Genomic DNA, 26190 nt, shown 5'->3' on the forward strand with positions numbered 1-26190 from the left:
CGTTAGCGCGGCCGCTTTTTTCGGAGCGGTCCTGCGCAGTTCCCCGTCTATATCTCAGCATCCCTCAGGAAGCTGTTGCATCGCAACCACGCCGCGTGTGTTGAACACGGCCCCTTTGTGGCGGCGACCACCTCGCTGGAGGTCGTGCACTCCGAAAACTCAGATGAACGGCCAAGGTTCAACTACGGCCACGCTTTTTTCGCCTAGAGATCATGACAAGATGTCGCACCGAGGGAACGTATGACGGTGGCCGCTATGTAGCGAGGCTGATCGCGGAGATCAGGCGGCCGTAATCCGCCTCGCCCCGATGGGTCGTACGGCGATAGCTATAGAAGCGCTCCGCGTCCGCGTAGGTGCAGAGGCCCAGGACCGATGCCTTCTCGATACCGGCCTCACCCAGGCGACGGGCGATGAAGCCCGGCAGATCGAACTGGGCATGCCCCTCGCGCGCGCCTTCCGAGAAGTGGACATCGGAACCCGGAACCTCCGCGGAAAAGCGACCGCGGAAATCGACTCCGACTTCATAGGCGGATTGAGAGATCGTCGGGCCGAGCACGGCGACGATGTCGTTCCGCTCCGATCCGAGGCGCACCATGGCGTCGACGGTGGCGGCGATCACGCCGGTCAGCGCCCCTTTCCATCCCGCATGGGCGGCGCCGACGACACGACCGACCGGATCGGCGAAGAGGATCGGGCCGCAATCGGCCGTGGCGATGCCGAGGGCCAAGTTCGGCACCCGCGTCACCATGGCGTCGGCGCGGGGACGTTCGGCGAGGGCCATCGGGCCTTCGATCACGGCGACCTCGGCCGAATGGACCTGATACAGGCTGACGAGGTGGCTCGCCGGGACCCCGAGATGCTCGGCCATGCGGCGGCGGTTCTCGACGACGAGGGACGGCTCGTCATGGGAGCCGAGGCCGCCATTGAGGCTGGCATAGAATCCGTCCGAGACGCCGCCAAGACGGGTGAAGAAGGCGTGCCTGATCCCGGGCTGGCCCGCGAGGCTGGGGGCTTCGATATGCATGCGCCGTGTCCGTCCTTCGGAGAATGTCGGCCACCCTATAACACCGGCTCCCGCCGGAGAGGGGAGTGGCTTGGTGGTACTGGCGGATTGCGCCCGGTCAGGGCCAGTCGCCGGAGGCCCGATGACGCAGATTCCATCCCGGGCGATCCACGCCGTGCAACGACGACACGGGGATGTCCGTCTCGATGCGAGGGCCTCGCATTTTCCGCGTTTCGGGACAGCTAATTTTCCTTAACTTTTACGGTTCGTTAAGCATGGTTTGATCCAATGCTCCTCACACATGAGGACGCGAGCGATGTCGGAACCAGCCCGTCACAACCAGGCACAGGAAGTAAATGGGCGTCCGGCACCCGGACCCCTGCGGGATTGGCTGGCGGCCATGAAGGCCGCCACCACCGCACAGGAACAGGCGGCGGTCGCGTCGCAGCATGCCGAGCCGCACAGGCCGACGGCTGACAAGGTCGCGCTGTTCGAGAGGCCGGCCGCGGTCGAGAAGCCCGAGCCGCAGGCTCAGTCCTGGTCTCCCCGGGTCGTCCCGCCGCCCGCTCAAGCCGAACCGGCAGAGGACGACCTCTCGGAACTCATGGCCGAGAATCTGATGCTCAAGGCCAAGCTCCAGGTCGAGGGTGATCGGTACGACCAGCTCCAAGGGGTTCTCGCCCAGGAACTACGCCGCCTGCGCTCCCATGTGGAGAAGGAGATGGCCGAACTTCATGAGTTGCGCGCCGAGCGCGACCGTCTCAGCGAATTGCAGGCCCTTTTGATCGAGGAACTCGACGAGGCGCGCATGCGCTCCGAGAGAGAGGCCGCCGAACTCACCGAGGCCTGCTCGGACCGCGATCTCTGGATGGCCCGTGCGGAGGCGCTGGCGCAGCCTCTCTTCCAGAAGCGCTGAACGCTCCAACCGCCAACACCCAAACGACGAAGGGCCGCCCCATGAGGGCGGCCCTTCCATTGCCGAACCACTTATCCGTTCGGCCGAACCCGATGAGGGGTCCTCTGACGCGCTAGGCGTGCGCGCCGGAGGCGACGTTCCAGGTCCGGTTAGCCGAGGTAAGCGGCTGATTTAGGCAATGAGACACTGGATCACCTCCTTTCGTTCGTTGCGACAACCCCAAGCTAGTCACGGATCCGCAGCTTGAAAAGCCCCGATGCGGTGGGCGCGGCGCCTCGCCGCTGGGGGGCACCGAAGACGCGCGAAAATGGGCGCTGCGCGAAGCCGAGCATGCGGGTGTCCGAACGCGGCCGGTCCTTCCCGCTCATGGTCACCGCTGCTTATGGTCACCGCCGCCACCGAAGCGTAAGACGGGGCGCTCTTCGCCACGCATCGGCCGATATCCGAACGGATCGGGCGTCGCCGGAGGCGAGACCGATACAGGACAATCGCAGCCCGTCATGCTCTCATCCCTGCCGACCCAGGCAAAGGCCGATACGGCGACGCATTCGGCGACCGACGACGCGGCCCTCGACCCGGACGCCATGCGCCAGCCGCTGCCCGACGCCTTCTACTGCGTCGGCCGCTCCGACACGCTGAAAGCCGGCACCTTGCGGGCGGTCGAACTCAACGGCGAGCAGATCGTGCTCGGCCGCGACAAGGCTGGAGCCGCCTTCGCCATGCGGGACCGCTGCCCGCACCGGGGCATGGCCCTGTCGAAGGGACGCTTCGACGGCGATGCCGTGACCTGCCCGTTCCATGGCTGGCGCTTCGGCACGGACGGACGCTGCCGCGACGTACCGACCCTCTCCTCCGCCGATGCGGCGGATTTCACGCGGATCACGGTGCAGCGCTTCCCCATTCGCGAGAGCGCCGGCTTCGTCTGGGTGAATCCCTTCCTGGGTGCGCCGGGCAGTGACCTGCCGCCCCTACCGGAACTCGGCTTCGAGGCGGCGGGCTCCCTCGTGGTCGAACTCGTGGTCGAGGCCTCGTTCGACCTCACCACATTGAGCCTCGTCGACCCCGGCCACGTGGCCTTCGTCCACGATTCCTGGTGGTTCCGGCCGTCGAAGGAATTACGGGAGAAGGTGAAGACGTTCACGCCGACGCCGCACGGCTTCACCATGTCGAGCCATTCCACGACGACGAGTTCGCCGGTCTACAAGTTGCTGGGCGGTGTACCGGAAGTCGAAATCGAGTTTCGCCTGCCGGGCGTGCGGCTGGAGCGGATCGAGGCCGGAGCCAAGCGGGTGGCCAATTACACCTTCGCGACGCCGCTCACGCACAATCGGACCCTGCTGACGAACGCCCTTTATTGGAACATGCCGCTCCTCAACCTGCTGAAGCCGCTTGCGCGGCCGCTCATGCGGCAGTTCCTGACGCAGGACCAGCAGGTGCTCCAGCACGCCCAGGCCGGCCTCGACCGGAAGCCGACCATGGTGCTGTTCGGCCAGAGCGATCTCCCGTCGCAATGGTACTTCCGTCTCAAGCGGGAAGCCCTTCAGGCGGCGCGCGAGACGCGGCCCTTCCGCAACCCGCTGGTTCAGCAGGAATTGCGCTGGCGGTCCTGAAACTTTTCCGTCAGCCGCCCCGTAGCTGCTCCTTTCAGGCCGATGCCTTCTGGAAGGGACGGAACCGTTGCCGCATTACGTCGTTCGCCGCAGCCGCATGGGACGATTCAATTTCACGCTCATCGGCGCGCATGGGCGGATCACCGGCGTGGTCGCCATTCCCACCGAGAACAAGACCCGCGAGGAGATCGAGGTCGAGGCTCATCGCAAGATCCGCGCGCTCGCTGGTGAACTGGTCGCCGTGATGCCGAAGGAGTGCGAAGCCTGACGCACGCGTCTTGATTGCCCGGCGGCCACCGCCATCTCGGAACGATGAAACGGCAAAGCCTTCTCGCGACCCTGTCCGCGGTCACCGTCATGACGCTAGGCGGCGTCGGCTACGCGGCGCACCGGCGCAGCAAGGGCCGAAACCCCTATTACAACGGCCCCGTCACCGATAATTTCGACGGGCTTCAATTCCACGGCGTCGATCAGCCGCCCGACAAGGTGCTGGGTGACATCCTGCGCTGGAAGCGGGAGCGGGCCGGGATCGCCTGGCCGACGTCGTTTCCGAGCCCCTTCAGCGATACGCCGCCCGAGCGCGTCGACGGGTTGCGCGTCTCGTTCATCGGTCATGCGAGCTACCTGTTCCAGGTCGCGCGCCGCAACATCCTCGTCGATCCGGTTTTCGCCCCCCGCGCCAGCCCGTTTTCCCTGGCGGGTCCGAAGCGGGTCAATCCTCCGGGCACCGCCTTCGACGCTCTTCCGCCCATCGACGTCGTGCTCATCACCCACAACCATTACGACCATCTCGACGGGCCGACCGTGGCGCGGCTCTGGCAAAGCTATCAGCCCTTGATCGTCGCGCCGCTGGGCAATGACAGCATCCTTCGGTCCTACGACGATACGATGCATGTGGAGACGCGTGATTGGGGGCAGTCCATCGATCTCGGCGGCGACCTGACCGTGCATATGACACCGGCCAACCACTGGTCGGCGCGAGGGCTGAACGACAAGCGCATGGCGCTGTGGTGCTCCTACGTCCTGACCAGCCCGTCCGGTGTCGTCTATCATTCCGGCGATACCGGTCTCGCCGATGGCGCGATCTTCCGCGATGCCCGCGAGCGCTTCGGTCCTCCTCGCCTCGCGACCCTGCCGATCGGGGCTTACGAGCCACGGTGGTTCATGAAAGCTCAGCACATGAACCCGGCCGACGCCGTCGTCGCGGCCGGGTTGCTCGGGGCGGACCAGCTACTCGGGCACCATTGGGGCACGTTCCGCCTCACCGATGAGGGCATCCAACAGCCGGCGGAGGCTTTGGCGGTGGCATGCGCGGCGGGCGGAATTCCGCCGGAGCGGTTCGTTGCCCTGCGTCCGGGACAAGTCTGGGAAACCCGGTGAGACGGATAGCGGTTCGGCGCCCGGCAGTTCCATAGTGGCGACTATCAACAGCACAATTCATCTCCTTATCTGCCGCGGATCGAGTAGAAATCAGAAATATAATTGTAGATGGAAAATTAGACTGCTTTGTCAAATCAACGGGAACTATTAATAGGCCGATAAATATATCGTGCTTCACTACATGCCTCGACCATATTTCTGTGCTTGGATTGTGGCATGATGTTGTATCTTCGATCATTGACCGGGAAAGTCATCCTCCTCACGGCGGCAATGATTATTCTGGTATCCGTGACTCTTCTCATGGCAACGAACTGGGAGATCGATCACCAGCTCAAGGAGAAGCAGGCTGCCGATGGGAACCGTCATCTGCGAACGCTGAGTTTGGTCTATCGAGATGCGGTCCCCGGAGCAGAGATCGGATTCGACGGGGATCGGGTAACCTTGGCCAGATCGCCGGACCTCGGCGCATTAAGCGATCAATCCATCGTCGACCGCACCGTCGCCTATGTCGGGGGAACCGCTACGGTCTTCGCCTACGATTCGGCGGGCGACCGTTTCGTGCGGCGCGTCACGACGGTGAAGAAGGAGAATGGCGAGCGGGCAGTGGGCACCGACCTCGCCGTCGACCACCCCGCTCAGGCACTGATCCGCAGCGGAAAACCCTATTTCGGGCCCGCGACCCTGTTCGGCCGCCGGTACCTCACCGTTTATCAACCGACGCAAGATGCGAAGGGTCGGGTCAACGGCATCCTGTTCGTAGGCGTGTCCCTCGAAGCCTACGACGTGGTCCAGGCCCAGACCATCTCGACGGTGCGCTGGACGATTTTGTCCGTGGCGCTCCTGGCCTGTCTCGTCCTGGGCTTTGCCGCGTTCCGCATGTTTCGACCCATTCGCGTGGTCGCGGAGCGGACCTCCCGTCTCGTTTCAGGGGATCTCGAGGGTGCGATCCCCTATCGCGACGCACGAGACGAAGTCGGTGCCGTGGCCCGTGCCCTCGAGGCTTTGCGGCAAACCAGCCTGAAGGCCCGCGAACTGGAAGCCGAGCGGATGGCGAGTGCCAAGGACATTCAGGACCGCCGTGCGTTCATCGAGGCCGAGATCGCCCGTTTCCGGGCGCAAGTCGCAGAATCCGTCCGGTTGGTCGGCGCGCAGACGGGCGAGCTTCGGACCCGCGCCGCCGCCATGTCGGACGCGTCTTCGGATGCCACCCGTGCGGTGGAAGGCGCCTCGGCCGGCTCGCGCGAGGCTTCCGCCAACGTGCAGACCGTCGCAAGCGCCGCCGAAGAGCTCTCCGCTTCGATCGTGGAGATCGGCGCCCGCCTCGATGTCGCCAAGGCCGAGATCGACGCAGCCTTTAGCGAAGCGTCCGCCACCAACCAGCAGATGGGGCAGCTCGCCGATACCGCGCAACGCATCGGCACCGTCGTGGGTCTCATCCGGGCCATCGCGGAACAGACCAACCTCCTCGCCCTGAACGCCACGATCGAGGCCGCGCGGGCCGGCGAGTCCGGCCGTGGTTTCGCGGTCGTGGCGGCGGAGGTGAAAGCCCTGGCGAGCCAGACCGCGAAGGCGACGGACGAGATCGCCAGTCAGGTCGCATCCGTCCAGACTTCGACGGATCAGGCCGCCCATGCCATCGGCCGTGTGACGGATCGGATGGGTGCGATCAGCGCGATGACCACCGAGCTCGCGACAGCCGTCGCCGCACAAGGCGCGGCGACCGGCGAGATCTCACGCAATGCCGGGAACACCGCCGCCACCTCAGTGGAGATCGCACGCGATCTCTGCACCGTCACGGGTGCAGCCCGCAGCACAGCCACGATGGCCGAAAGCGTCCAGGGCAGCGCCGCCCAGGTGGAAAACGTCGCGGCCGAACTCGAAGCCGAGATCGGACGCTTCCTCACGGCCGTCGCGGCCTGAATCCTCGCCGGGACGAGGGCTACAGGATGAACCGGCTGAGATCGGCGTTCGCGGCGAGGCTTTCGACACGCTCGCGAACATAGGCGGCGTCGATCGCCACGGTCTCCCCCGACCGGTCGGTGGCAGTGAAGGAGATGTCGTCGATCACCCGCTCCAGCACGGTCTGGAGCCGGCGCGCGCCGATATTCTCCACCGAATTGTTCACCTCCACGGCGACCCGTGCGAGGGCGTCCACGGCATCGTCCGTGAAATCTAGGGTCACGCCTTCCGTGGCCATCAGCGCCACGGTCTGCTTCAGCAGGCTCGCCTCCGTGGTGGTGAGGATCTGCTTGAAATCCTCTACCGTGAGAGGCTGCAGCTCGACGCGGATCGGCAGGCGCCCCTGTAGCTCGGGCAGAAGATCGGACGGCTTGGAGACGTGGAAAGCGCCGCTGGCGATGAACAGCACGTGGTCGGTCTTCACCGGACCGTGCTTCGTCGCCACCGTGGTTCCCTCGATCAGCGGCAGCAAGTCGCGCTGTACGCCTTCCCGCGAGACATCCGCCGATGAGCGACCTTCCTTCGCGCAGATCTTGTCGATCTCGTCGAGGAACACGATGCCGTTGTTCTCGACTTCGCGGATCGCCTCCTGTGTCAGCGATTCCGAATCGACCAGCTTGTCGGATTCCTCGGCGAGCAGGGGCGCGTAGGCCTCGCGCACGGTCATGCGCCTCGGCTTGCCCTTCTGGCCGCCGAGCGCCTTGCCGAGCATGTCGCCGATATTGACTGCCCCCATGGAGGCTCCGGGCATTCCAGGAATCTCGAACATCGGCAGACCGGTTGGCGATCCGCCCGACAATTCGATCTCGACCTCCTTGTCGTCGAGCTCGCTGTTCCGCAGCTTCTTGCGGAAGCTCTCGCGGGTGGCCTGGCCCGATGTCGGTCCGACCAGGGCATCGAGGATGCGCGATTCCGCCGCCGCCTCGGCCTTCGCCTTGACCGAGCGACGCTTCTCCTCGCGCTTGAGGCCGATACCGACCTCCACGAGGTCGCGCACGATCTGTTCGACGTCGCGGCCGACATAGCCGACCTCGGTGAATTTCGTCGCCTCGATCTTGAGGAACGGCGCTCCGGCGAGCTTGGCCAGCCGACGGGCGATCTCGGTCTTGCCGCAGCCGGTGGGGCCGATCATCAGGATGTTCTTCGGCGCGACTTCCTCGCGCAATGGCCCCACGAGCTGCTGACGGCGCCAGCGGTTCCGCAAGGCAATAGCGACCGCACGCTTGGCGTCATGCTGGCCGACGATGAACCGGTCGAGTTCCGAGACGATTTCGCGGGGGGAGAAAGTTGTCATCACGCTCCGGTCGAATGCGGCAGTTGAGCTGCCCGAGATGAGGGGAGGGCGCCGAGCCGATCCGTCAGCGAATGATACCTGACGCGGCCTGCAGCGGGCGAGCACCGGGACAGGCCAGCGATGAGACGAGACGCCGACTTGTCGGAAGAGCCAGCCCATTCATGCAGGAACGCCGCCGGCCCGGCCAGATGCGGCGAGCCTGCGGCGGGATCGTTGCGGTGGGTCAGGAGAAGCACGCGGTCTTGCACGACCCCGATCTAAGCGTCGGCACCCGCCCTTTCCAGATGGTCGGGCAAGACGGTCAGGCTGCTCGGATGCCGCCGACGAAATCCTCGACCTCGTTACCCAGGCTGTTGGATTGCTGCGTCAATTGCTCGGCGGCGGCCAGAACCTGGGACGCGCCGGCCCCGGTCTGAACGGCGGCCAGCTGCACGTCCGCGATCGTTTCCGTGACGGCCTGGGTTCCGCGCGCGGCATCGTTGACGCTCCGGGCGATCTCCTGCGTGGCCACCTGCTGCTGCTCCACCGCCGCCGCGACACCCATCGCGATCGTATGGACGGTGCCGATGGTGGAGCCGATCTCCTCGATGGCGCCCACCGTGTCGCGGGTCGCCTCCTGGATCGTGGCGATCTGAACCGTGATCTCGTCCGTCGCCTTCGCGGTCTGGGCGGCGAGCCCTTTCACCTCGGCTGCGACCACCGCGAAGCCGCGACCGGCCTCACCGGCGCGAGCGGCCTCGATGGTGGCGTTCAGGGCGAGCAGATTGGTCTGGCTGGCGATGTTGGAGATCAAGGCGACCACGTCGCCGATGCGGGACGCGCTGTCGGCGAGGACGCGGACACGCTCCGAAGTTCGGCGCGCGCTCTCCACCGCGCCGGCGGCGGCGGCGGATGTCTGGGACACTTGCGCGCCGATCTCGTTGGCCGTCGCCGCGAGTTCCTCGGTCGCCGCCGCGACGGCCTGAACGTTCATGGCGGTCTCGTTGGCCGCGTTCATCACGGCGGTGGATTGCCGGTTGGTCTGGTCGGCAGTGGCGGCCATGGTCCGGGCGGTGAGTTCCATCTCGGCGGCCGAGCCGGCCAGGGTGCCGACCATCTGGCCGATGCTTCCCTGGAAGCGATCCGCCAGGGCGCCCATCTCGGCATGGCGACGTTGGCCCGCGATACCGGCGGCCTCATTCTGTTGGATCCGCAGCTCCGCCGCCTCTTTCATCGTTGCCGAGAAGACCCGCATGCTGGTCCAGATCTCGCCGATCTCGTCGCGTCGGGCCTTCGTCTCGGGAAGGGTGAGGTCACCCTCGGACAGGCGGCGGATCGCGGCGGAGACGCCGGCCAGGGGCCGGGCGATCGCCCGCGCTCCGACGAAGCCGCCGATGAGAAGACTGCCCAGGGTTCCGCCGATCGCCAAGGCCAGGAGCAGGTTCAGGCGCTCGGCGTAGAGCGTGTCCGTCCAGCGGTCGATAGCCTCCACCTCGGCGGAGCTATGCGCAACGAGCGTCTCGATACTGTCCTGGAAAGCCTGACGGTTGGCGCGGTTGGCCTCGTTGAAGCCCTGCTCGGCGGCGGCCTTCGGCGAAACCTGCGTGCCGAGACGTGCGGTTTCCGTACGCAGAGTAGTGAAGCCGGCGGCTTCGGCGGTGATCTTCTCGAAGAGCGCCCGCTCGCTCGCGGGCACTTTCGGAGCCCATGCGGTCAAGAGGGCGTTCATCGCCTCGAGGTTCTTCTTCAGCCGGGCCGCGTATTTCTCGGCATCCTGCGTATCCTTGGCCGCGTAGATGCCGCGCGACTCGACCACGACGCTGGTGACGAGCCGGTTCATGTTCGCGGCGTCGAGGGCCCGCTGGGAGGCGAGTTTCGCATCCGTGAGCGCAGTGTTGAAGGTCTGGAGCGACATGATGCTAATCGTGGCGACGACGAGCGTCACCATCGAGCAGAGACCGACGAAACCTAGAATTTTAGCTTTGATGCGCATCGTCTTCGGCCAGCTTTCCGAGAAAGACAGCCGATAGCGCTAGGGGAACATCCGCAAGTTTACGTTAATCGAAGTTGCAATCCGGCACTAAGATGCAGAAAACTCCAGCTGCTCGATGACGAGATTGCCGTTCGTGTAGACGCAGATTTCCGCCGCGATGCCGAGTGCTCGCCGGACGATCGCCTCTGCATCGTGCTCGCCATCTTCCAGGGCGCGGGCAGCGGCGAGGGCATAATTTCCCCCGGAGCCGATCGCCATGACGCCGCCTTCCGGCTCGAGCACGTCGCCCGCGCCCGACAGAAGCAGGCTGACATCCTTGTCTGCCACCAACATCATCGCTTCGAGACGACGCAGGTAGCGGTCGGTGCGCCAATCCTTCGTGAGTTCGACGCAGGCGCGGGTCAGTTGACCGGGATACTGATCGAGCTTGGCTTCGAGCCGCTCGAACAGGGTGAAGGCATCGGCCGTCGCTCCGGCGAATCCGCCGATGACGGAGCCTTTGGCGAGGCGGCGCACCTTGCGGGCATTGCCCTTCACGATGGTCTGGCCGAGGCTGACCTGCCCGTCGCCGCCGATGACCACCTTGCCGCCCTTGCGGACCATCAGGATCGTGGTGGCGTGCATTTGCGGCGGGCCGCCGGATGCGGAATGGGACAAGGCTGACTCCGGTCTGGTTCTGACCGGTGTCAGGTAGTCTTTCAGAACGCGGACTCCAACCTCCGCCGGAGCGTTACCGCGCTATTCCGGGTAGCGTTGGAAGGCCGGCAGGGTCTCGAACCGAGCGAACCACGAGGCGGCCTCGGCGATCTGAATCCTGACCTGGGGCGGCAGCGCGTCGGGATCGTCCAGGGTCGCGGTATGGATGTCGATTTGGCCAGGAAAGACCGCCTCGTTACGGTAGAACAGCCCCGTGCCGCAGGTGCCGCAGAACTGCCGGATAACGCCGGGCGAGGATTCGTAATCGGTCGGGTGACCCGAGATCGTCACCCGCTCGGCCGGGAACAGGGCAAAGGCCACCACCGGAGCACCGGACGAGCGCCGGCAATCGGCGCAATGACACAGGGCGCTATGGCTCGGCTCGCCCTCGGCGCTGTAATGGATCGCTCCGCAGCGGCACCGTCCCGTCAAGACCATGTGAGTTCCCCCTTCGTTCTCGCCGTTGTCTCAGAGGACGATGACGCGGGCAAGACGGCATCGCCCTCGCTCACACAACCACGGTGATGGCGCGGGCGGCACGGGTCAGCCCGGTATAGAGCCAGCGGGCCCGGTGCTCGCGAAAGGCGAAGGATTCGTCGAAGAGCACGACATTGTCCCATTGCGAGCCCTGCGCCTTATGGACGGTGAGGGCGTAGCCGTAGGTGAACTCGTCGGTCTCGCGCTTGAGGAAGGCCGGGATCTCCTCCTCGGAGCCCGACATCACCGCCCGCAGGACCTTGATGTCGATGGGCCGGCGGCGCAGGGCCGGGTCGTCGTCGGGCACGACATCGAGGCGGATCGTGTCGGCGCGCGGCGCGGCGCGAAGGGCATGGACCGTCCAGGTCGAGCCGTTGAGCAGGCCCTTGGTGCGGTCGTTGCGCAAGCAGACCAGTTTCTCGCCCACCGCCGGCATCGGATCGGTATGGCCGGCGAGCTCCCGCAGGCGGTTGTTGTAGAGCCGCCGCGTCTTGTTCATCCCGACGAGGACCTGATCGCATTCGAGCACGCTCGACGGATCGAGGGAGCGGCGCGAGACGACGCGGCTCTCGCCATACTCGCCGATGCTGAGCCGGCCGCCCTCCCGGATCGTCATCGCCATGCGCACGATCGGGTCATCGGCGGCCTGCCGGTGGACATCGGTCAACATCACGTCGGGCTCGGCCTCGGTGAAGAAGCCGCCGCCACGCACAGGCGGCAATTGGGCGGGGTCGCCGAGAACCAGGACCGGCCTGTCGAAGGAGAGCAGGTCGTTGCCGAGATCCGAATCGACCATGGAGCACTCGTCGATGACGACGAGTTCCGCCTTCGAGACCGGCCCGGTGCGGTTGAGGGTGAAGGCCGGCCCTCCCTCCTCGGTCTCCTTGCTGCGATAGATCAGGCTGTGGATCGTCGCGGCGTCGTGGCAACCCTTCGACCGCATCACAGAGGCGGCCTTGCCCGTGAAGGCGCCGAAGACGACATTGCCCTCGACATCGTCGGCGATCCGGCGCGCCAGGGTGGTCTTGCCGGTGCCGGCATAGCCGAACAGGCGGAACACCTGCGGACCGCCGGCCTTGCGCCACTCGGCGATGGCTTTGAGCGCCGCGTCCTGCTGGGGCGCGAACCGGGTCGGAAGGTCGTCGCTCACGGCCAGCGCACGGTGGGCGGCAGCGAGGACAGGATCGAGGCGACGTTGCCGCCCGTCTTCAGGCCGAAGATGGTGCCCCGGTCGTAGAGCAGGTTGAATTCCACGTAGCGCCCGCGCCGCACCTGCTGCTCCAACCGGTCTTCCTCCGTCCATGGCGTCGAAAGGTTCGCGCGCACGATCGCCGGATAGGCATCGAGGAAGGCGAGGCCGACATCCTTGGTGAAGGCGAGATCGGCCTTCGGATCGCCGGTCCAGTGGTAGTCGTAGAAGATTCCGCCGATCCCGCGCGGCTCGTTGCGGTGCTTGAGGAAGAAGTATTCCTCGCACCACGCCTTGTAGCGGTCGTAATCCGCCGCCGGCGCATGGGCGTCGCACGCCGCCTTCATCGCAGCATGGAACCGCAGCGTATCCGGATCGTCCTGCGTCCGACGCCGGTCGAGGACGGGGGTCAGGTCGGCCCCGCCGCCGAACCACGTCTTCGTCGTGGAGACGAAGCGGGTGTTCATGTGAACTGTCGGAACATGCGGATTCCAGGGATGGACGATGAGCGAGATGCCCGTGGCGTAGAAGCGCGGGTCTTCCGATGCGCCCGGCATCTGCGCGCGAAATTCCGGGGCGAACTCGCCGAAGACCTGCGAGACGTGGACACCGGCCTTCTCGAACACGCGCCCATGCAGCATCGACATGGTGCCGCCGCCGCCGGGCGTGCCGCTATGGTCCGTGCGCTTCCAGGGGGTCTTCACGAAGCGTCCGGCCTCGGCCGGGGAATCGGGATGGAACGGCCCTTCGGCTTCCGCCTCGATCGCTTCCAGCTCCGCCAGGATCCGGTCGCGCAGGCTCGCGAACCACGTGGTCACCTCGTCCTTGAGGAGCGCGAGTTCGGCCTCGGGGGGCGGTGGCGGAGTCGTGTCGGACATCGTCATGGGGGAGGGATGTCCCATCCCTCCCGCCCATCGTCAATCGAGGTCCGGTCAATCTTTACCCACCGACATCAGCAGACGCTCGGTCTTGGCGTCCTCGATCCGGTTGACCATGCGGCGACCCTCATGGACGTCGCGGATCGTCTTGGTGGCGGTGATGCAGGACTGGACCAACATGATCGTGCCCATGGCGAGGTAGCCCTTGATCCAGATGTCCATGGGCATGAACAGGATGCCGAGGGCGACCATCGCGGCCGAGCCGATGAAGGACGCATAGGTGAAGGTGACCCAGGCGCCGGAATGCTGAGTGGTCTCGTTGTTCATGGTCATGATCGTGGTCCTTGATGGGAGAGAGCTGAGTTGCGTGAGTTCTGTTCAAGTCATCGGCGATATTTTCGAATGTCGATCGCCCCGGATTTGGTGGTTCTGAAGGTTATTCCTCACCTCGACCTCATCCTGAGGTGCTGCGAAGCAGCCTCGAAGGAGGCCTCCAGTTAGAGCGAGCTTGCTGGAGGGCTCCTTCGAGGCCTCCGCTGCGCTCCGGCGCCTCAGGATGAGGTGGCGGGTGGGAGAATGGTGTTTCCCATGTCTTGATGCTCCGATGACCTGCCCAGACCCATCGAGTCCGCGTCGCATCAACTTTCATGCAGCACGCGCCTCGACCTTGCGCCGCAGGCGGTCGAGGACGGCGCCGCCGCTCGGGCGGGTGCTGGCGCCGAAGCCTTCGCGCTCGAGCCGTTCCGCGATGGAGAGGCCGGGCTCGGTCTCGGCGAGCGCCGCTTCCGTGTCGGCGGCCTCGGTCTGGAGGGCGCGCAGCCGGCTCAACGTCGCCTCCGCTTCCTTGAGCGTCGCCCGCTCGCTCGGGTTGGCCTGAACGCCGAGGCGTCGTGCCGCCTCGGCTGCGGCGGCGATGCGGCGTCCACGTTCCAGCTCGCTCTGACGACGGGTCGCGTCGGCGACGACGGAGCGGATGCGGGCGACTTCGCGGGCAAATCTCAGGCGCGCCTCACCGATGGCGTCCCGTTCGGCTTCGAGCTCGGCAATGGCCTCAGCCGCCTCAGACGCCAGTTCCTCGCGTCCCGCCGTCAGCGCCGCCAGGGCGCGCTCTTCGAGATCCGCCGCGCGGGCTTCGACCTCGGCGAAACGCCGTTCTTCCGCCTTGTCACCCGCCATTGCGGCGGCGAGGGCGAGCCGGCTGCGCTCCAGTGAGACCCGCGTCTCGCGGATCTGCTGGTCGAGGATGAGCAGGGCGTGGCGATCGATCACCGCTTCCTCGGCCTGGGCGGCTGCGCCGCGGGCGAGGAGCCGAAACAACTTGAGCATGGTGTGCCTCCGGCGTTTGAACGCTGTTCACACTCATGGTCTCGACGATATTTGAACGGCGTTCAAGTGCTGAACTGCACACCGTTCAAAATCTTGTCACGCACACGACCCGATCTGTCTCAGCCCCTCGCCGAGGATCATCGCCGCCGCCACGGCGATGTTGAGCGAGCGCATTCCCTCGCGGATGGGAATGACGATCCTGGCATCGGCCGCCTCGTGGACGGATGCGGGGACACCCGCCGATTCCCGTCCGAGCAGGATGCAGTCACCGGGGAGGAAGCCAAAGGCGGTGTAGGGAAGGGCGCCGGCGGTGGTGGCGAGGACGACCCGTGTTCCGGTCTCTTCCCGCCACTGCGAGAAGGCGGCCCAGGAGCGATGCCTCGTGATCGCCACATGGTCGAGATAATCGAGTCCTGAGCGGCGCAGGTGCCGGTCGGACACATCGAATCCTGCCGGCTCGATGATGTCGACGGCCACGTCGAGGCACGCTGCCATCCGCAGGATCGTCCCCGTATTCTGGGGAATGTCGGGCTGGTAGAGGGCGAGACGGAGCATCGGACCGGGCGGCTGCATTGCGTCTGCGGCATCGCCTCGCGGTTGGCACGTCGTCAAGGCCCACTACCTCAGGCAAGTCTCCAACACCGGACCAGATTATGTTTCTCGATTGGCTCGAGCGCCGCATCGACCCGTTCGCGTCTTTCGAAGACGGGCGGATGCCGCCCAAGACGGTGACGGGCTTCGCCGCTTTCTATCTCAGGCCGATGCGGACCGCCTTGGTGATGCTGTTCCTCGTGGCAGTGGCTGCCGGGACGGTTGAGGCATCGCTCTACCTGCTCATGGGCTGGTTCATCGACCTCTTGAACAATGCCGACCGGGCCATGATCCTGCAGGACCACGGATGGAAGCTCGGCCTCGCGGCAATGCTGCTCCTCGTGGTTCGTCCCTTCACGATCTGGCTGCACGAGGTGATGTCCAACCAGCTGCTCGTGCCGCAGGCGACCAACCAGGTCCGCTGGCGTACGCATCTCTATACGCTCGGCCACTCGCTTTCGTATTTCCAGGCCGATTTCGCCGGACGGCTCGCCAACCGCGTCGTGCAGGTCGGACCGGCCGTGCGCGAACTGGCCGTGGTCTTCATCGATACGCTTCTCTACGTGGCCATCTACGCGGTGACGGCGGTGGGGCTGTTCGGCTCCATCTCGTTATGGATGGCCCTGCCGGTCATCGTCTGGGTCGCGGCCTATTCGGTGCTGACCTGGTGGTTCGTGCCCCGTGCCCGAGCGCGCTCCCTCGTGACCGCCGACACGCGGTCGATTCTCATCGGGCGGATCGTCGACAGCTACACCAACATCCTCACCGTGAAGCTCTTCGCCCGCGACCGGGAAGAACGCGCGGCCGTGCGTGACGCCATCGACGTTCACACCACGGCGCATCTCCACCAGTTCCGGCTCGTGACGACCACGACGACGCTGCTCGGCATCCTCAACAGCGCGCTCATCGTCGCCACCGCGACTGCCTGTCTCCTGCTCTGGCGCAGCGGTGGAATGACCACTGGCGAGGCGGCGGCGGGTCTCGCCCTCGTGCTGCGGCTGATGGCGATGTCCGGTTGGGTCATGCAGACGGTGCGCGGCATCTTCGAGAATGTCGGCGTGATCCAGGAGAGCATGCAGACGATCTCGCGCCCGCACGGGATCGTGGATGTTCCGAACGCGCGGACGCTCGCGGTCGACGGGGGCGACATCCGCTTCGACAGGGTCGGCTTCCGCTACGGCGACGGCACGCCGTCGGTCATCCAGGATTTCAGCCTCCATATCCGTCCGGGCGAGAAGGTCGGTCTCGTTGGCGTCAGCGGCGCGGGCAAGACCACCCTGACCGCGCTCTTGCTTCGGCTGCACGACATCCAGAGCGGCCGGATCCTCATCGACGGTCAGGACATCGCGGGCGTCACGCAGGATTCCTTGCGCGAGGCGATCGCCATGGTCACCCAAGACACCTCGCTCCTGCACCGCTCGATCCGTGACAACATCGCCTATGGCAGGCCGGACGCGACGCTGGAGGAGATCCAGCGGGCGGCGCAACTCGCGGAGGCCGACGGGTTCATCGCCGGTCTCGTCGATAACAGGGGCCGGACAGGCTACGACGCCCAGGTCGGCGAGCGGGGCGTGAAGCTCTCCGGCGGCCAACGCCAGCGCATCGCCATCGCGCGCGTCATCCTCAAGAACGCGCCGATCCTGATCCTCGACGAAGCGACATCCGCCCTCGACAGCCAGGTCGAGGCGGCGATCCAGGACAGTCTCGACACCCTCATGCAGGGCAAGACGGTGCTCGCCATCGCGCACCGGCTTTCCACCATCGCTGCTCTCGACCGGCTGATCGTGATCGATGCCGGCCGCATCGTGGAGGAGGGGACCCATGCGGAGCTGATCCGCACCGGCGGGCTCTATGCACGCCTGTGGGAGCGCCAGTCCGGCGGCTTTCTCGGTGACGCCTCCCCGACCGTCTACGAGGACGCGGCGGAATGATCGCCCTCGACGTTTCGGCTGGGGCGAGCGAGAGGCGGTGTCCCTCGCGCGGTCCCTGGATCACGGAATTGCGGGCGACGCTGGTGCTTGCCGCGCCTCTGATCCTGACCAATCTCGCGCAGCACGGCCTGGTCACGGCCGATGTGGTTCTGCTCGGGCGTCTCGGGGCGGAGCCGCTGGCGGCAGGCGCCCTGGCGACGAGCCTCTACTTCATCCTGTTCATCTGCGGTATCGGCCTCGCCTCGGCGGTCTCTCCCCTAATCGCGGGCGCGCTCGGCCGGGGCGATTCGGCCGAGCACGACGTGCGCCGTATCGTCGGTGCCGGGCTCTGGGCCGTCACCATCGCGATCGTCCCGGTGATGCTCGCGCTCTGGCACACCGAGTCGCTGTTGCTCGCCATGGGGCAGCAACCGAAGCTCGCCGAGGATGCCGGGCTCTACATGCGCGCCCTGCAATGGTCGATGTGGCCGGCACTCGCCTTCATGGCGTTGCGCGCCAGTCTGTCCGCCCTGGAACGACCGGGCTGGCCCCTCGCCATCAGCATCGCGGCGCTGCCGGTGAATGTCGGGCTCGCGATTTGGCTCGCCTTCGAGGGGCCGGGATTGCTCGGCCTCGGCATGGTCGGTGTCGGCCTCGCCACGACGCTCGCCGCGTTTCTGTCTCTGGCCGCGCTCGTCGTGGTGATGTTGCTTGCGCCCAGCCTGCGCCAGCGTCGGCTCTTTCTCGGGGTCTGGCGCCCCAATGCCACGCGCCTCTCCACCATGTTCCGCCTCGGCCTGCCCATGGCGGCGACGGGTCTGGCCGAGGCGAGCCTGTTCGAGGCGGCCGTTCTGGGGATGGGCCTGTTCGGTACGGCCCCGCTTGCGGCCCATGCGGTGACGATCCAGATCGCCGCGATCTGCTTCATGGTGCCCAACGGTATCGGCCAAGCCGCGACGGTGAGGGTCGGACGGGCCTTCGGGGCCGGGGACCGCATGGCCATACGACGGGCCGGCGCCATCGCGATCCTCCTCGGCTTCGGCTTCATGAGCGCATGCGCGCTCATCCAGGTGACGCTGCCGCGACCGCTCATCGGCCTCTTTCTCGACCTCGACGCGCCGGGAAATGTCGACGTCATCCCCTACGCCGTCACCTTCATCGGCTTTGCCGCGCTCTTCGCCATGGCGGACGGCATCCAATCGGTCGCCCTCGGCGCCCTGCGCGGCATGCAGGATACACGCGTGCCCATGGCCATCGCCCTGTTCGGCTACTGGATCGTCGGGATCCCGTCCGGCATCCTCGCCGCCTGGGGCCTGGGCTTCGGCGGATCGGGGATCTGGATGGGGTTCTGCGCCGGTCTGGCGGTGGTCGCCGTGATGCTGGTGCGGCGCTGGCTATGGCTTAGCGGCAGCGTCATTTCGCGCTCGTGACGAATACTGTTTCCCGTCACGGGCCTACTCTGGACAGGTTCGCATCTGGCGTGCCAGAGAAACCTGCCTCAGAAGGCTCGTCTCGGGTGACGCCCGGTCGCATTGCACAGATTTGTGCAATCGTGTCTGCGTCTGCCCTACGCGCTTCTTTCGAGCGCCTCTAAATCTCGGCGAACGGAAGCGGCGCGCCCTCACTCTGCGGGTCGCCGAACCGGAGCCATCCTGTACCGGAGTGTCGATCTTGGCGAACACCCCTCCCTCATCAGGTCACGACGGGTCCCGCCGCGACTTCCTGTTCCTGGCGACCGGTGCCGGTCTCGCCGTGGGCGCCGGTGCCCTGGCCTGGCCCTTCGTGGCTTCCATGGCCCCGGATGCGGAGGTGATCGCCGCCGGTGCGCCCCTCGAGGTCGACCTGTCGCCGATCCAGGAAGGCCAGATCGTCAACGTTTTCTGGCGCGGCAAGCTGATCTTCGTGCGCAACCGCTCCGAGAAGGAAATCAAGGAATCGGAGGACACGAAGCTCAGCGAGCTCATGGATCCGCAGCCCGATTCCGCCCGCGTGAAGGAAGGCCACGCCAAGTGGCTCGTGGTCTACGGCAACTGCACCCATCTCGGCTGCGTGCCGATCGGGCACCAGGGCCAGTATGAAGGCTGGTCGTGCCCTTGCCACGGCTCGCTCTACGACACGTCCGGGCGCGTGCGCCGGGGACCGGCACCGACCAACCTGCCGATTCCGCCTTACGCATTCCTGAACGACACCAAGATCCGGATCGGTGAAGACGGCGGCAAGGCCGTCGCCTGACTTCGGCAGCATCGCTTACGAGCGATGAGGGAGGGGGTCCGGCAGCGACGGACCTGAGCGAAACAGACTTCGAAGCGGGTAACCTCATGAGCGGTCACGCCACCTACGTCCCCAAGAGTCGGATCGCCAAGTGGTTCGAATCGCGGCTGCCCATCGTCGGGCTGGTCCATTCGTCGTTCGTCTCGTTCCCCGTCCCGCGCAACCTGAACTATTTCTGGACCTTCGGCGCGATCCTGATCGCCATGCTGATGGCGCAGATCGTCACCGGCATCTGGCTGGCGATGCATTACGACCCCTCGGCCGGCAACGCTTTCAACTCCGTCGAGCACATCATGCGCGACGTGAATTACGGCTGGCTGCTGCGCTACATGCACGCCAACGGCGCCTCGATGTTTTTCGTGGCGGTCTACATCCACATTTTCCGCGCGCTCTATTACGGGTCGTACAAGGCACCGCGCGAGGTGCTCTACATCCTGGGCGTGATCATCTACCTCCTGATGATGGCCACCGCCTTCCTCGGCTACACCCTGCCGTGGGGCCAGATGAGCTTCTGGGGCGCCACTGTCATCACCAACATCCTGGCCGCGATCCCGGTCGTGGGCGACACCATTCAGAGCCTGCTCTGGGGCGGCTATTCCGTCGGTAACCCGACGATCAATCGGTTCTTCTCGCTGCACTACCTGATGCCCTTCATGATCCTCGGCGTCGTGGTTCTTCACGTCTGGGCGCTTCATGTGACCGGCCAGAACAACCCGACCGGTATTCCGATCAAGACCGGCAAGGACGCGGTGCCGTTCACGCCCTACGCGACGATCAAGGACGTGTTCGCCACCGTCGTGTTCTTCGTCTTCTTCGCCTACTGGATCTTCTACCAGCCGAACTACCTTGGCCACGCGGACAACTACATTCCCGCCAACGCCTCGGTGACGCCGGCCCACATCGTGCCGGAATGGTACTTCCTGCCCTTCTACGCGATCCTCCGCGCGGTTCCGGACAAGCTCGGCGGCGTCATCCTGATGTTCAGCGCCGTGATCATCCTCGCCTTCGCGCCTTGGCTCGATACGTCCCGTGTCCGCTCGTCCAACTACCGTCCGATCTACCGCCAGTTCTTCTGGCTGTTCGTGGCGGTGTGCGTGGTGCTCGGCTGGCTCGGCGCCAAGCCGCCGGAGGGTGGCTACGTCCTCGCGTCGCGGATCTGCACCGCCTACTACTTCGCGCATTTCCTCATTGTGATGCCGCTGGTGGGGCTGTTCGAGACGCCGAAGGCGATGCCGGGATCGATCCTGGAAAGCGTGACCGGACCTCATCCGCAATATGGCGGTTCGGGCATGCCAGCCGGTGCGGCTGCCGCACCATCGTCGAAGGGTTGAGGTGCGGATCGTGAAAAGCATGAACACATCGCGCATCCTCGCCGTCACGCTCGTCGCGACCCTTCTCGGCTCTGCCTCGGTCAGCGCCGAGGACGGTCACTCCACGCCCAACCCGCCGCGGGAGAAGTGGAGCTTCGCCGGAATCTTCGGCAAGTTCGACGAGGCCCAGCTGCAGCGCGGCTTCCAGGTCTATCGTGAGGTCTGCTCGAACTGCCACAGCATGAGCCTCGTGAAGTTCCGCAACCTCGCCGAGAAGGGCGGGCCGGGTTTCACGGCCGGTCAGGTCAAGGCTCTGGCAGCCGAGTACAAGATCAAGGACGGCCCCAACGACGCGGGTGACATGTTCGAGCGGCCCGGCCGCCCGGCCGACGCCTTCCCGTCGCCCTTCCCGAACGATAAGGCGGCGGCGGCCGCCAATGGCGGCAAGGCCCCGCCCGATTTCTCGGTGCTGGCCAAGGCTCGCACCTACGAGCGCGGTTTCCCCTACTTCATCTTCGATGCGATGCCCTTCATCGGCTATTCGGAACAGGGCGTGGACTACATCCACGCGCTCCTGAACGGCTACGAGGACGCCCCGAAGGGAATGGATGTCCCGGCGGGCACGAACTACAACAAGTATTATCCCGGCCACCTCATCGCGATGGCAAAGCCCCTGAGCGACGGCCAGGTGACCTACGCCAAGGGCGCCGAGGGCAATCCCGTCGTTCCCGAGACAGTGGAACAATATTCGCACGACGTGGCGGCGTTCATGTCCTGGGCGGCCGAGCCGCATATGGAAGCCCGGAAGGCCCTCGGCTTCCGTGTGATCCTGTTCCTGCTCATCCTGTCGGGCCTTCTCTACTACGTGAAGAAGAAGGTCTGGGCGGATGTGGGCGGCGAGGTCCACGGCCTGCAGCCGGAGCTTCACAAGACGAGCTGAGCCCCTTAAAGGCGGTTCACGACCGACGGGCTCGCTGTGGCGGGCCCGTTTTCGTTTCCACCCTGCGGGCACGCCCGGCGCGCCCTCGATGACGAACACAGGAGATTCGGCATGACCGCAGCAGTGCTCGGCGTGATAGGCGGATCCGGTGTCTACGATCTGCCAGGCCTCGAAGACATCCGTGAAGAAGCCGTCGTCTCGCCCTGGGGCGAACCCTCCGATTCGCTGCGGATCGGTCGGATCGGCGCGACCAAGGTGGTCTTTCTTGCCCGTCACGGACGGGGCCATCGCCTCTCTCCCTCCGGCATCAATTACCGCGCCAATATCGACGTCATGAAACGCGCCGGCGTCACCGACATCGTCTCGGTCTCGGCCTGCGGCTCGTTCAAGAGCGAGCTTCATCCCGGCCTGTTCGTCCTCGTCGACCAGTTCGTCGACCGGACTCACGGCCGGGAATCGTCGTTCTTCGGCAATGGCTGCGTGGCGCATGTGCCCTTCGCCCATCCGGTAGGGCCGGCCCTTCAGGCGCGCATCGCGGCAGCCGCCGCCGCCGAGGAACTGCCTGTCCATCGCGGCGGGACTTATGTCTGCATGGAAGGCCCACAATTCTCGTCCTTCGCCGAATCCCGGACCTACAAGGGCCTGGGCTACGATGTGATCGGCATGACCAACATGCCGGAGGCCAAGCTCGCCCGCGAGGCGGAGATCACCTTCGCCACCATCGCCATGGTGACGGATTTCGATTGCTGGCATCCGGGCCATGCCGATGTCGACGTCGCCTCAGTCGTCGCGGTCGCGCGCGCGAATGCCGACAAGGCAGCCCGCCTCATCTCGCGGATCGCCCGCGACTTCCCGGCCGAGCGCGAGGAATGCCCGGCGGGCTCCCACCGTGCCCTGGACGGCGCAATCATGACCGCACCGTCCCACCGCGATCCGGAGCTCCTGGCCAAGCTCGATGCCGTGGCGGGACGCGTACTCGGCGCCTGACCTGGCAGCATTCGGCAGTAAGGCCTTTCCAGAGGAAGGCATTTGCCTCTAGAGCGTCGGTCCCGATAGCGATCCGGATCGACGGTCCGGAGTTCTCGTTCGGCATAGGCTCGTGGGCGATGTCCCCCATGTGCCGATGCTCTTGAAGGCGGCCCTGTCCGTGACGGTCAAACCATGAGCGAACCCTCAGCGATGCGCTCCGCAAGCATCAGCCGCCGGACGGCGGAGACCGACGTCAGCGTGTCCATGGGACTTGATGGAACCGGCAGATCGACGATCTCGACGGGAATCGGCTTCTTCGACCACATGCTCGAACTCTTCGCCCGGCACGGGCTGTTCGACGTGGAGGCCAAGGTCACCGGCGATCTCCATGTGGACCACCACCACACCGTCGAGGATACCGGCATCGCCCTGGGGCAGGCCTTTGCGCGGGCGTTGGGCGACAAGCGTGGAATTGCGCGCTACGCCGATATCCACATGCCCATGGACGAGGCACTGACGCGGGTCGCCATCGACATTTCCGGGCGGCCCTTCCTCGTGTTCCGCACCACGTTCAAGGTGGAGAAGATCGGGCAGTTCGACACCGAGCTGGTGCGTGAATGGTTCCAGGCTTTCGCCATGAATGCAGGGATCACCCTGCATGTGGAGACTTTGTACGGCGACAACGCGCACCATATCGCGGAGAGCTGCTTCAAGGGCTTGGCCCGTGCCTTGCGGAAAGCGGTTGCGGTCGATCCCCGCGAAGACGGTCGGATTCCCTCGACGAAGGGTTCTCTGTAGGGCCTTCAGGGGCGGGAAGAGGCGGACAGACGCATGCGCACCTACACCATTCATCTGCCGTCGGATGCCGTCGCGGGCGAATCTCACGGTCTCGACCGGGCAATCCTGGTCCCCGACGGGTTCTCGATCCAGGCCTTCGTCTTCGGTCCGCTCTGGTTCTTTTTTCACCGACTCTGGCTGGCCGCTCTCGGTGTGCTGGCCCTCCTCGTGGCAGCCGGTTTCGCCGGCCGTTTCCTGGGGCTCGGTACCTTCGCGGGCTTCCTCATCACGATTCTCCTGCTCCTTCTAGTGGGGATGGAGGCATCCAGCCTGCGCCGGTGGACCTATGCCAGGCGCGGTCGTCCCGCCCGTGACGCCGTGGTCGCCCATTCCGCCGAAGAGGCCGAGATGAAGGCCGTGAACCGCTGGCTGACGGCTCCCCCCGTGGTCCGGCCGGGTCCGAGCGCCTATCCCGCCGCATCGGCGCGACCGGTCGATACGGCCATCGGCATGTTCCCCTTCGCCGAGCCGCGTCGTTCGTGATGTCCGAGACCGTCGCCATCATCGATTACGGATCGGGCAATCTGCATTCGGCCGCCAAGGCGTTCGAGCGCGCCGCCCGGGAAGCGGGACTGAGCGCGACCCGCATCGTCGTCACCAGCGATCCCGACGTGGTGTCGTCCGCAGACCGCGTCGTGCTGCCCGGCGTCGGCGCCTATGCCGATTGCCGCAAGGGCCTCGATTCCGTCTCCGGCATGGTCGAGGCGATGACGCATGCCGCCCACGAACGGGGCCGCCCATTTCTCGGGATCTGCGTCGGCATGCAGCTCCTCGCCAGCCGGGGCCTCGAATACGAGGTCACGCCGGGGCTCGGCTGGATCGCCGGCGATGTCAGCCCGATCCGCCCGTCCGACCCCGACCTGAAGGTTCCCCATATGGGTTGGAACACCCTTCGGCTCGAGCGTCCGCATGCGCTTCTCGATGGCATCGCCACGGGCGAGAACGGGTTGCACGCCTATTTCGTCCATAGCTACGCCCTCGATCCGGTCGACCGGCGCGATGTCGTGGCCGACAGCGAGTATGGCGGTCCGGTCACCGCCCTCGTTGCGCGCGACAACGTCGCCGGAACCCAGTTCCACCCCGAGAAGAGCCAGCATCTCGGTCTGGCGCTGATCGCGAACTTCCTGCGTTGGCGTCCGTAGACGCCCCACCGCTCATCGACATTCAGAAAGCGACATCCACCGTGATCCTGTTTCCGGCGATCGATCTGAAGGAAGGGCGTTGCGTTCGCCTCGTCCAGGGTGACATGGCGCAGGCCATCGTCTTCAGCGACGATCCGGCCGCGCAGGCGAGCGTGTTCGAGGAGCAGGGCTTCTCCTGGCTTCACGTCGTCGACCTCGACGGGGCCTTCGCGGGCGCGCCGATGAATGCGTCGGCGGTGGACGCCATCCTCGCCCGCACCAACCTTCCGGTTCAGCTCGGCGGCGGCATCCGCGAGATGCGTACGGTCGAAGCCTGGATCGAGAAGGGCGTCAGCCGGGTCATCATCGGCACGGCCGCCGTACGCGACCCGGCCTTCGTACGCGAAGCGGCCCGCCTGTATCCGGGCAAGATCGCCGTCGGCGTCGATGCCAAGGACGGTCGCGTGGCGGTGGAGGGCTGGGCGAAGACCTCCAGCACCACGGCCGAGGAATTGGGGCGCCGGTTCGAGGATGCGGGCGTCGCCGCCATCATCTACACCGACATCGCCCGCGACGGCATCCTCAAGGGCCTGAACATCGAGATGACCCTCGCCCTCGCGCAGGCCGTGACGATCCCCGTGATCGCGTCTGGCGGCCTGGCCTCGATCGACGACGTCCATCGCCTGCTCGAACCCGATTGCGCCATGCTCGCCGGAGCGATCACCGGGCGTGCGCTCTATGACGGCCGCATCGATCCGCGCGAAGCGCTCGCCGCCATCGCCCGGAAGGCGGCGTAACACCCGGCCTTGGTGAGCGCCCCCCATGGGGCGGGCTCACCGGGACTTCGTATAGGACGTCATCGCTCCACGGTGACAATCGACATGAAAAAGCCGCGTGCCCCATGGGCGCGCGGCTTTTTCGTTACCCTAGGGAGTGGAGTTACAGGCCGTTCTTGGCCCCGGGCACGATGCTCGCGCCCGAGCCGCTACCGAAGGGCTCGTAGCGGGTGAGGCCGCGGAACAGCTGCCCAAGGAAGGCACGATCGGCGCCGCTCGTGGGCGTGGTGCGCTCAATGAAGTCGAACACCTTGCCGTCCTGCAGGCCGTAGAGGGCGATGCGCTCCACTTTGAAGCCGGCGTTGAAATAGACGGTGGTGACCTTCTGGTCCTCCACCTGTTCCCCGAGGAACAGCACCGTGCGTCGCGAGTTCTGGGTGATGTAGTACCAAGTCTTGTTGCCGACGGTGGATACCGTGGAGGGCGTACCGAGGATCTGGAGCACCTGCTCCGCGCTCATGCCAGGCTTCACCGTGGCGAGAGCGGCTTGATCGATCTGGTATCCGTGCCGGAGATCCTCACCGATGCAGCCGGAGATTCCCACACCGATAAGGCCGATGACGGCGAGACGGCTGATCGACGAGACGAAACGGCGCGACATCAGCCACCCTTGATCCGTTGAGACAACACGACGTTTGAACGTCATAGCTCGGTGCAGATCTCCACCTGGACGTTCCGGTGGAGCTTGCGCCCTGGCTGTCGGTT

The 26190-nt window shown here is 65.8% G+C and carries 26 protein-coding genes; 15 read left to right on the forward strand and 11 right to left on the reverse strand.

The features are described 5' to 3' along the window. Window positions 1–253: 253 nt before the first annotated feature. Entirely contained in the window at window positions 254–1024 is a 771-nt protein-coding gene (gene pgeF / locus ACYQR9_RS11135) for a peptidoglycan editing factor PgeF (RefSeq protein WP_461229599.1), read from the reverse strand. A 295-nt stretch (window positions 1025–1319) separates the two neighbouring features. Between pgeF and ACYQR9_RS11140 the strand changes: the two genes are divergently transcribed. The 5 genes from ACYQR9_RS11140 (at window position 1320) to ACYQR9_RS11160 (ending at window position 6829) form a co-directional block, all read left to right on the forward strand. Next, on the forward strand, window positions 1320–1919 hold the full coding sequence (locus ACYQR9_RS11140) for a hypothetical protein (RefSeq protein ID WP_461229600.1): 600 nt from the start codon (window positions 1320–1322) through the stop codon (window positions 1917–1919). Window positions 1920–2419: 500 nt separating this feature from the next. Continuing rightward, window positions 2420–3529, forward strand: coding sequence for a Rieske 2Fe-2S domain-containing protein (locus tag ACYQR9_RS11145; RefSeq protein ID WP_461229601.1), 1110 nt, complete (start codon window positions 2420–2422; stop codon window positions 3527–3529). Window positions 3530–3626: 97 nt separating this feature from the next. Continuing rightward, on the forward strand, window positions 3627–3797 hold the full coding sequence (locus ACYQR9_RS11150; protein WP_207413579.1) for a hypothetical protein: 171 nt from the start codon (window positions 3627–3629) through the stop codon (window positions 3795–3797). A 44-nt stretch (window positions 3798–3841) separates the two neighbouring features. Beyond that, window positions 3842–4909: an MBL fold metallo-hydrolase gene (locus ACYQR9_RS11155; RefSeq protein WP_461229602.1), complete on the forward strand. Its 1068-nt coding sequence runs from the start codon at window positions 3842–3844 to the stop codon at window positions 4907–4909. Between the two features lie 441 nt (window positions 4910–5350). Then, window positions 5351–6829, forward strand: a complete 1479-nt coding sequence (locus ACYQR9_RS11160; protein ID WP_461229603.1) for a methyl-accepting chemotaxis protein — start codon at window positions 5351–5353, stop codon at window positions 6827–6829. A gap of 19 nt (window positions 6830–6848) precedes the next feature. Here ACYQR9_RS11160 and hslU read toward each other — a convergent pair whose 3' ends face one another. The 9 genes from hslU to ACYQR9_RS11205 form a co-directional block, all read right to left on the reverse strand. Further along, window positions 6849–8162 carry an ATP-dependent protease ATPase subunit HslU gene (hslU, locus tag ACYQR9_RS11165; protein WP_207413585.1) on the reverse strand — a complete coding sequence of 438 codons (1314 nt, stop codon included), beginning with the start codon at window positions 8160–8162 and terminating at the stop codon, window positions 6849–6851. A 301-nt stretch (window positions 8163–8463) separates the two neighbouring features. After that, window positions 8464–10134, reverse strand: a complete 1671-nt coding sequence (locus tag ACYQR9_RS11170; protein WP_461229604.1) for a methyl-accepting chemotaxis protein — start codon at window positions 10132–10134, stop codon at window positions 8464–8466. Between the two features lie 87 nt (window positions 10135–10221). After that, on the reverse strand, window positions 10222–10758 hold the full coding sequence (gene hslV, locus ACYQR9_RS11175; RefSeq protein WP_056429836.1) for an ATP-dependent protease subunit HslV: 537 nt from the start codon (window positions 10756–10758) through the stop codon (window positions 10222–10224). 114 nt (window positions 10759–10872) lie between these two features. Continuing rightward, window positions 10873–11268 carry a GFA family protein gene (locus tag ACYQR9_RS11180; protein WP_461229605.1) on the reverse strand — a complete coding sequence of 132 codons (396 nt, stop codon included), beginning with the start codon at window positions 11266–11268 and terminating at the stop codon, window positions 10873–10875. Window positions 11269–11338: 70 nt separating this feature from the next. Further along, window positions 11339–12457, reverse strand: coding sequence for an ATP-dependent DNA helicase (locus tag ACYQR9_RS11185; RefSeq protein WP_056429842.1), 1119 nt, complete (start codon window positions 12455–12457; stop codon window positions 11339–11341). Beyond that, window positions 12454–13374 (reverse strand): oxygen-dependent coproporphyrinogen oxidase, encoded by a 921-nt coding sequence (gene hemF, locus ACYQR9_RS11190; protein WP_461229783.1) that lies wholly within the window; start codon window positions 13372–13374, stop codon window positions 12454–12456. The genes ACYQR9_RS11185 and hemF overlap by 4 nt, the downstream gene beginning before the upstream one ends. A gap of 54 nt (window positions 13375–13428) precedes the next feature. Beyond that, window positions 13429–13701, reverse strand: coding sequence for a YiaA/YiaB family inner membrane protein (locus ACYQR9_RS11195; RefSeq protein WP_027172548.1), 273 nt, complete (start codon window positions 13699–13701; stop codon window positions 13429–13431). 318 nt (window positions 13702–14019) lie between these two features. Next, a complete protein-coding gene (locus ACYQR9_RS11200) occupies window positions 14020–14700 on the reverse strand; it encodes a PspA/IM30 family protein (protein WP_461229606.1) in 681 nt (226 codons plus the stop codon). A gap of 96 nt (window positions 14701–14796) precedes the next feature. Continuing rightward, window positions 14797–15255, reverse strand: a complete 459-nt coding sequence (locus tag ACYQR9_RS11205) for a tRNA (cytidine(34)-2'-O)-methyltransferase (RefSeq protein ID WP_461229784.1) — start codon at window positions 15253–15255, stop codon at window positions 14797–14799. A 98-nt stretch (window positions 15256–15353) separates the two neighbouring features. On the opposite strand from ACYQR9_RS11205, the gene ACYQR9_RS11210 reads away from it, so the two are divergent. The 10 genes from ACYQR9_RS11210 (at window position 15354) to hisA (ending at window position 25446) form a co-directional block, all read left to right on the forward strand. Beyond that, window positions 15354–17222, forward strand: a complete 1869-nt coding sequence (locus tag ACYQR9_RS11210) for an ABC transporter ATP-binding protein (protein ID WP_461229607.1) — start codon at window positions 15354–15356, stop codon at window positions 17220–17222. Further along, entirely contained in the window at window positions 17219–18631 is a 1413-nt protein-coding gene (locus ACYQR9_RS11215) for an MATE family efflux transporter (RefSeq protein ID WP_461229608.1), read from the forward strand. Before ACYQR9_RS11210 ends, ACYQR9_RS11215 begins: the two co-directional genes overlap by 4 nt. Before the next feature lie 241 nt (window positions 18632–18872). Continuing rightward, the gene (gene petA / locus ACYQR9_RS11220) at window positions 18873–19433 is read left to right on the forward strand and encodes a ubiquinol-cytochrome c reductase iron-sulfur subunit (protein ID WP_056430481.1); all 561 of its coding nucleotides are present in this window, start codon (window positions 18873–18875) and stop codon (window positions 19431–19433) included. An 86-nt stretch (window positions 19434–19519) separates the two neighbouring features. Further along, window positions 19520–20803, forward strand: a complete 1284-nt coding sequence (locus ACYQR9_RS11225; RefSeq protein WP_056429863.1) for a cytochrome b — start codon at window positions 19520–19522, stop codon at window positions 20801–20803. A gap of 19 nt (window positions 20804–20822) precedes the next feature. Further along, window positions 20823–21722 (forward strand): cytochrome c1, encoded by a 900-nt coding sequence (locus ACYQR9_RS11230; RefSeq protein ID WP_056430485.1) that lies wholly within the window; start codon window positions 20823–20825, stop codon window positions 21720–21722. Window positions 21723–21833: 111 nt separating this feature from the next. Next, window positions 21834–22709, forward strand: coding sequence for an S-methyl-5'-thioadenosine phosphorylase (locus ACYQR9_RS11235; protein ID WP_461229609.1), 876 nt, complete (start codon window positions 21834–21836; stop codon window positions 22707–22709). A gap of 192 nt (window positions 22710–22901) precedes the next feature. Then, entirely contained in the window at window positions 22902–23489 is a 588-nt protein-coding gene (gene hisB / locus ACYQR9_RS11240) for an imidazoleglycerol-phosphate dehydratase HisB (RefSeq protein ID WP_461229785.1), read from the forward strand. 33 nt (window positions 23490–23522) lie between these two features. Beyond that, window positions 23523–24011, forward strand: a complete 489-nt coding sequence (locus tag ACYQR9_RS11245; RefSeq protein WP_461229610.1) for a DUF2628 domain-containing protein — start codon at window positions 23523–23525, stop codon at window positions 24009–24011. Continuing rightward, window positions 24011–24670 (forward strand): imidazole glycerol phosphate synthase subunit HisH, encoded by a 660-nt coding sequence (gene hisH / locus ACYQR9_RS11250; RefSeq protein ID WP_311275388.1) that lies wholly within the window; start codon window positions 24011–24013, stop codon window positions 24668–24670. Before ACYQR9_RS11245 ends, hisH begins: the two co-directional genes overlap by 1 nt. Before the next feature lie 41 nt (window positions 24671–24711). Beyond that, window positions 24712–25446 carry a 1-(5-phosphoribosyl)-5-[(5-phosphoribosylamino)methylideneamino]imidazole-4-carboxamide isomerase gene (hisA, locus tag ACYQR9_RS11255; protein ID WP_056430488.1) on the forward strand — a complete coding sequence of 245 codons (735 nt, stop codon included), beginning with the start codon at window positions 24712–24714 and terminating at the stop codon, window positions 25444–25446. Window positions 25447–25588: 142 nt separating this feature from the next. Here the strand turns inward: hisA and ACYQR9_RS11260 are convergent, their stop codons facing one another. Next, complete coding sequence (locus tag ACYQR9_RS11260; protein WP_207413602.1) at window positions 25589–26086, reverse strand: outer membrane protein assembly factor BamE; 498 nt, start codon at window positions 26084–26086, stop codon at window positions 25589–25591. Window positions 26087–26190: the final 104 nt, after the last annotated feature.

Source organism: Methylobacterium sp. CM6241, assembly GCF_054817845.1.

Coding starts and splice junctions, on each gene's coding strand:
- pgeF (WP_461229599.1), bottom strand. CDS start 1,024: ATGCATATCGAAGCCCCCAGCCTCGCGGGCCAGCCCGGGATCAGGCAC.
- ACYQR9_RS11140 (WP_461229600.1), top strand. CDS start 1,320: ATGTCGGAACCAGCCCGTCACAACCAGGCACAGGAAGTAAATGGGCGT.
- ACYQR9_RS11145 (WP_461229601.1), top strand. CDS start 2,420: ATGCTCTCATCCCTGCCGACCCAGGCAAAGGCCGATACGGCGACGCAT.
- ACYQR9_RS11150 (WP_207413579.1), top strand. CDS start 3,627: ATGGGACGATTCAATTTCACGCTCATCGGCGCGCATGGGCGGATCACC.
- ACYQR9_RS11155 (WP_461229602.1), top strand. CDS start 3,842: ATGAAACGGCAAAGCCTTCTCGCGACCCTGTCCGCGGTCACCGTCATG.
- hslU (WP_207413585.1), bottom strand. CDS start 8,162: ATGACAACTTTCTCCCCCCGCGAAATCGTCTCGGAACTCGACCGGTTC.
- ACYQR9_RS11170 (WP_461229604.1), bottom strand. CDS start 10,134: ATGCGCATCAAAGCTAAAATTCTAGGTTTCGTCGGTCTCTGCTCGATG.
- hslV (WP_056429836.1), bottom strand. CDS start 10,758: ATGCACGCCACCACGATCCTGATGGTCCGCAAGGGCGGCAAGGTGGTC.
- ACYQR9_RS11180 (WP_461229605.1), bottom strand. CDS start 11,268: ATGGTCTTGACGGGACGGTGCCGCTGCGGAGCGATCCATTACAGCGCC.
- hemF (WP_461229783.1), bottom strand. CDS start 13,374: ATGTCCGACACGACTCCGCCACCGCCCCCCGAGGCCGAACTCGCGCTC.
- ACYQR9_RS11195 (WP_027172548.1), bottom strand. CDS start 13,701: ATGAACAACGAGACCACTCAGCATTCCGGCGCCTGGGTCACCTTCACC.
- ACYQR9_RS11200 (WP_461229606.1), bottom strand. CDS start 14,700: ATGCTCAAGTTGTTTCGGCTCCTCGCCCGCGGCGCAGCCGCCCAGGCC.
- ACYQR9_RS11205 (WP_461229784.1), bottom strand. CDS start 15,255: ATGCTCCGTCTCGCCCTCTACCAGCCCGACATTCCCCAGAATACGGGG.
- ACYQR9_RS11210 (WP_461229607.1), top strand. CDS start 15,354: ATGTTTCTCGATTGGCTCGAGCGCCGCATCGACCCGTTCGCGTCTTTC.
- ACYQR9_RS11215 (WP_461229608.1), top strand. CDS start 17,219: ATGATCGCCCTCGACGTTTCGGCTGGGGCGAGCGAGAGGCGGTGTCCC.
- ACYQR9_RS11225 (WP_056429863.1), top strand. CDS start 19,520: ATGAGCGGTCACGCCACCTACGTCCCCAAGAGTCGGATCGCCAAGTGG.
- ACYQR9_RS11230 (WP_056430485.1), top strand. CDS start 20,823: ATGAACACATCGCGCATCCTCGCCGTCACGCTCGTCGCGACCCTTCTC.
- ACYQR9_RS11235 (WP_461229609.1), top strand. CDS start 21,834: ATGACCGCAGCAGTGCTCGGCGTGATAGGCGGATCCGGTGTCTACGAT.
- hisB (WP_461229785.1), top strand. CDS start 22,902: ATGCGCTCCGCAAGCATCAGCCGCCGGACGGCGGAGACCGACGTCAGC.
- ACYQR9_RS11245 (WP_461229610.1), top strand. CDS start 23,523: ATGCGCACCTACACCATTCATCTGCCGTCGGATGCCGTCGCGGGCGAA.
- hisH (WP_311275388.1), top strand. CDS start 24,011: ATGTCCGAGACCGTCGCCATCATCGATTACGGATCGGGCAATCTGCAT.
- ACYQR9_RS11260 (WP_207413602.1), bottom strand. CDS start 26,086: ATGTCGCGCCGTTTCGTCTCGTCGATCAGCCGTCTCGCCGTCATCGGC.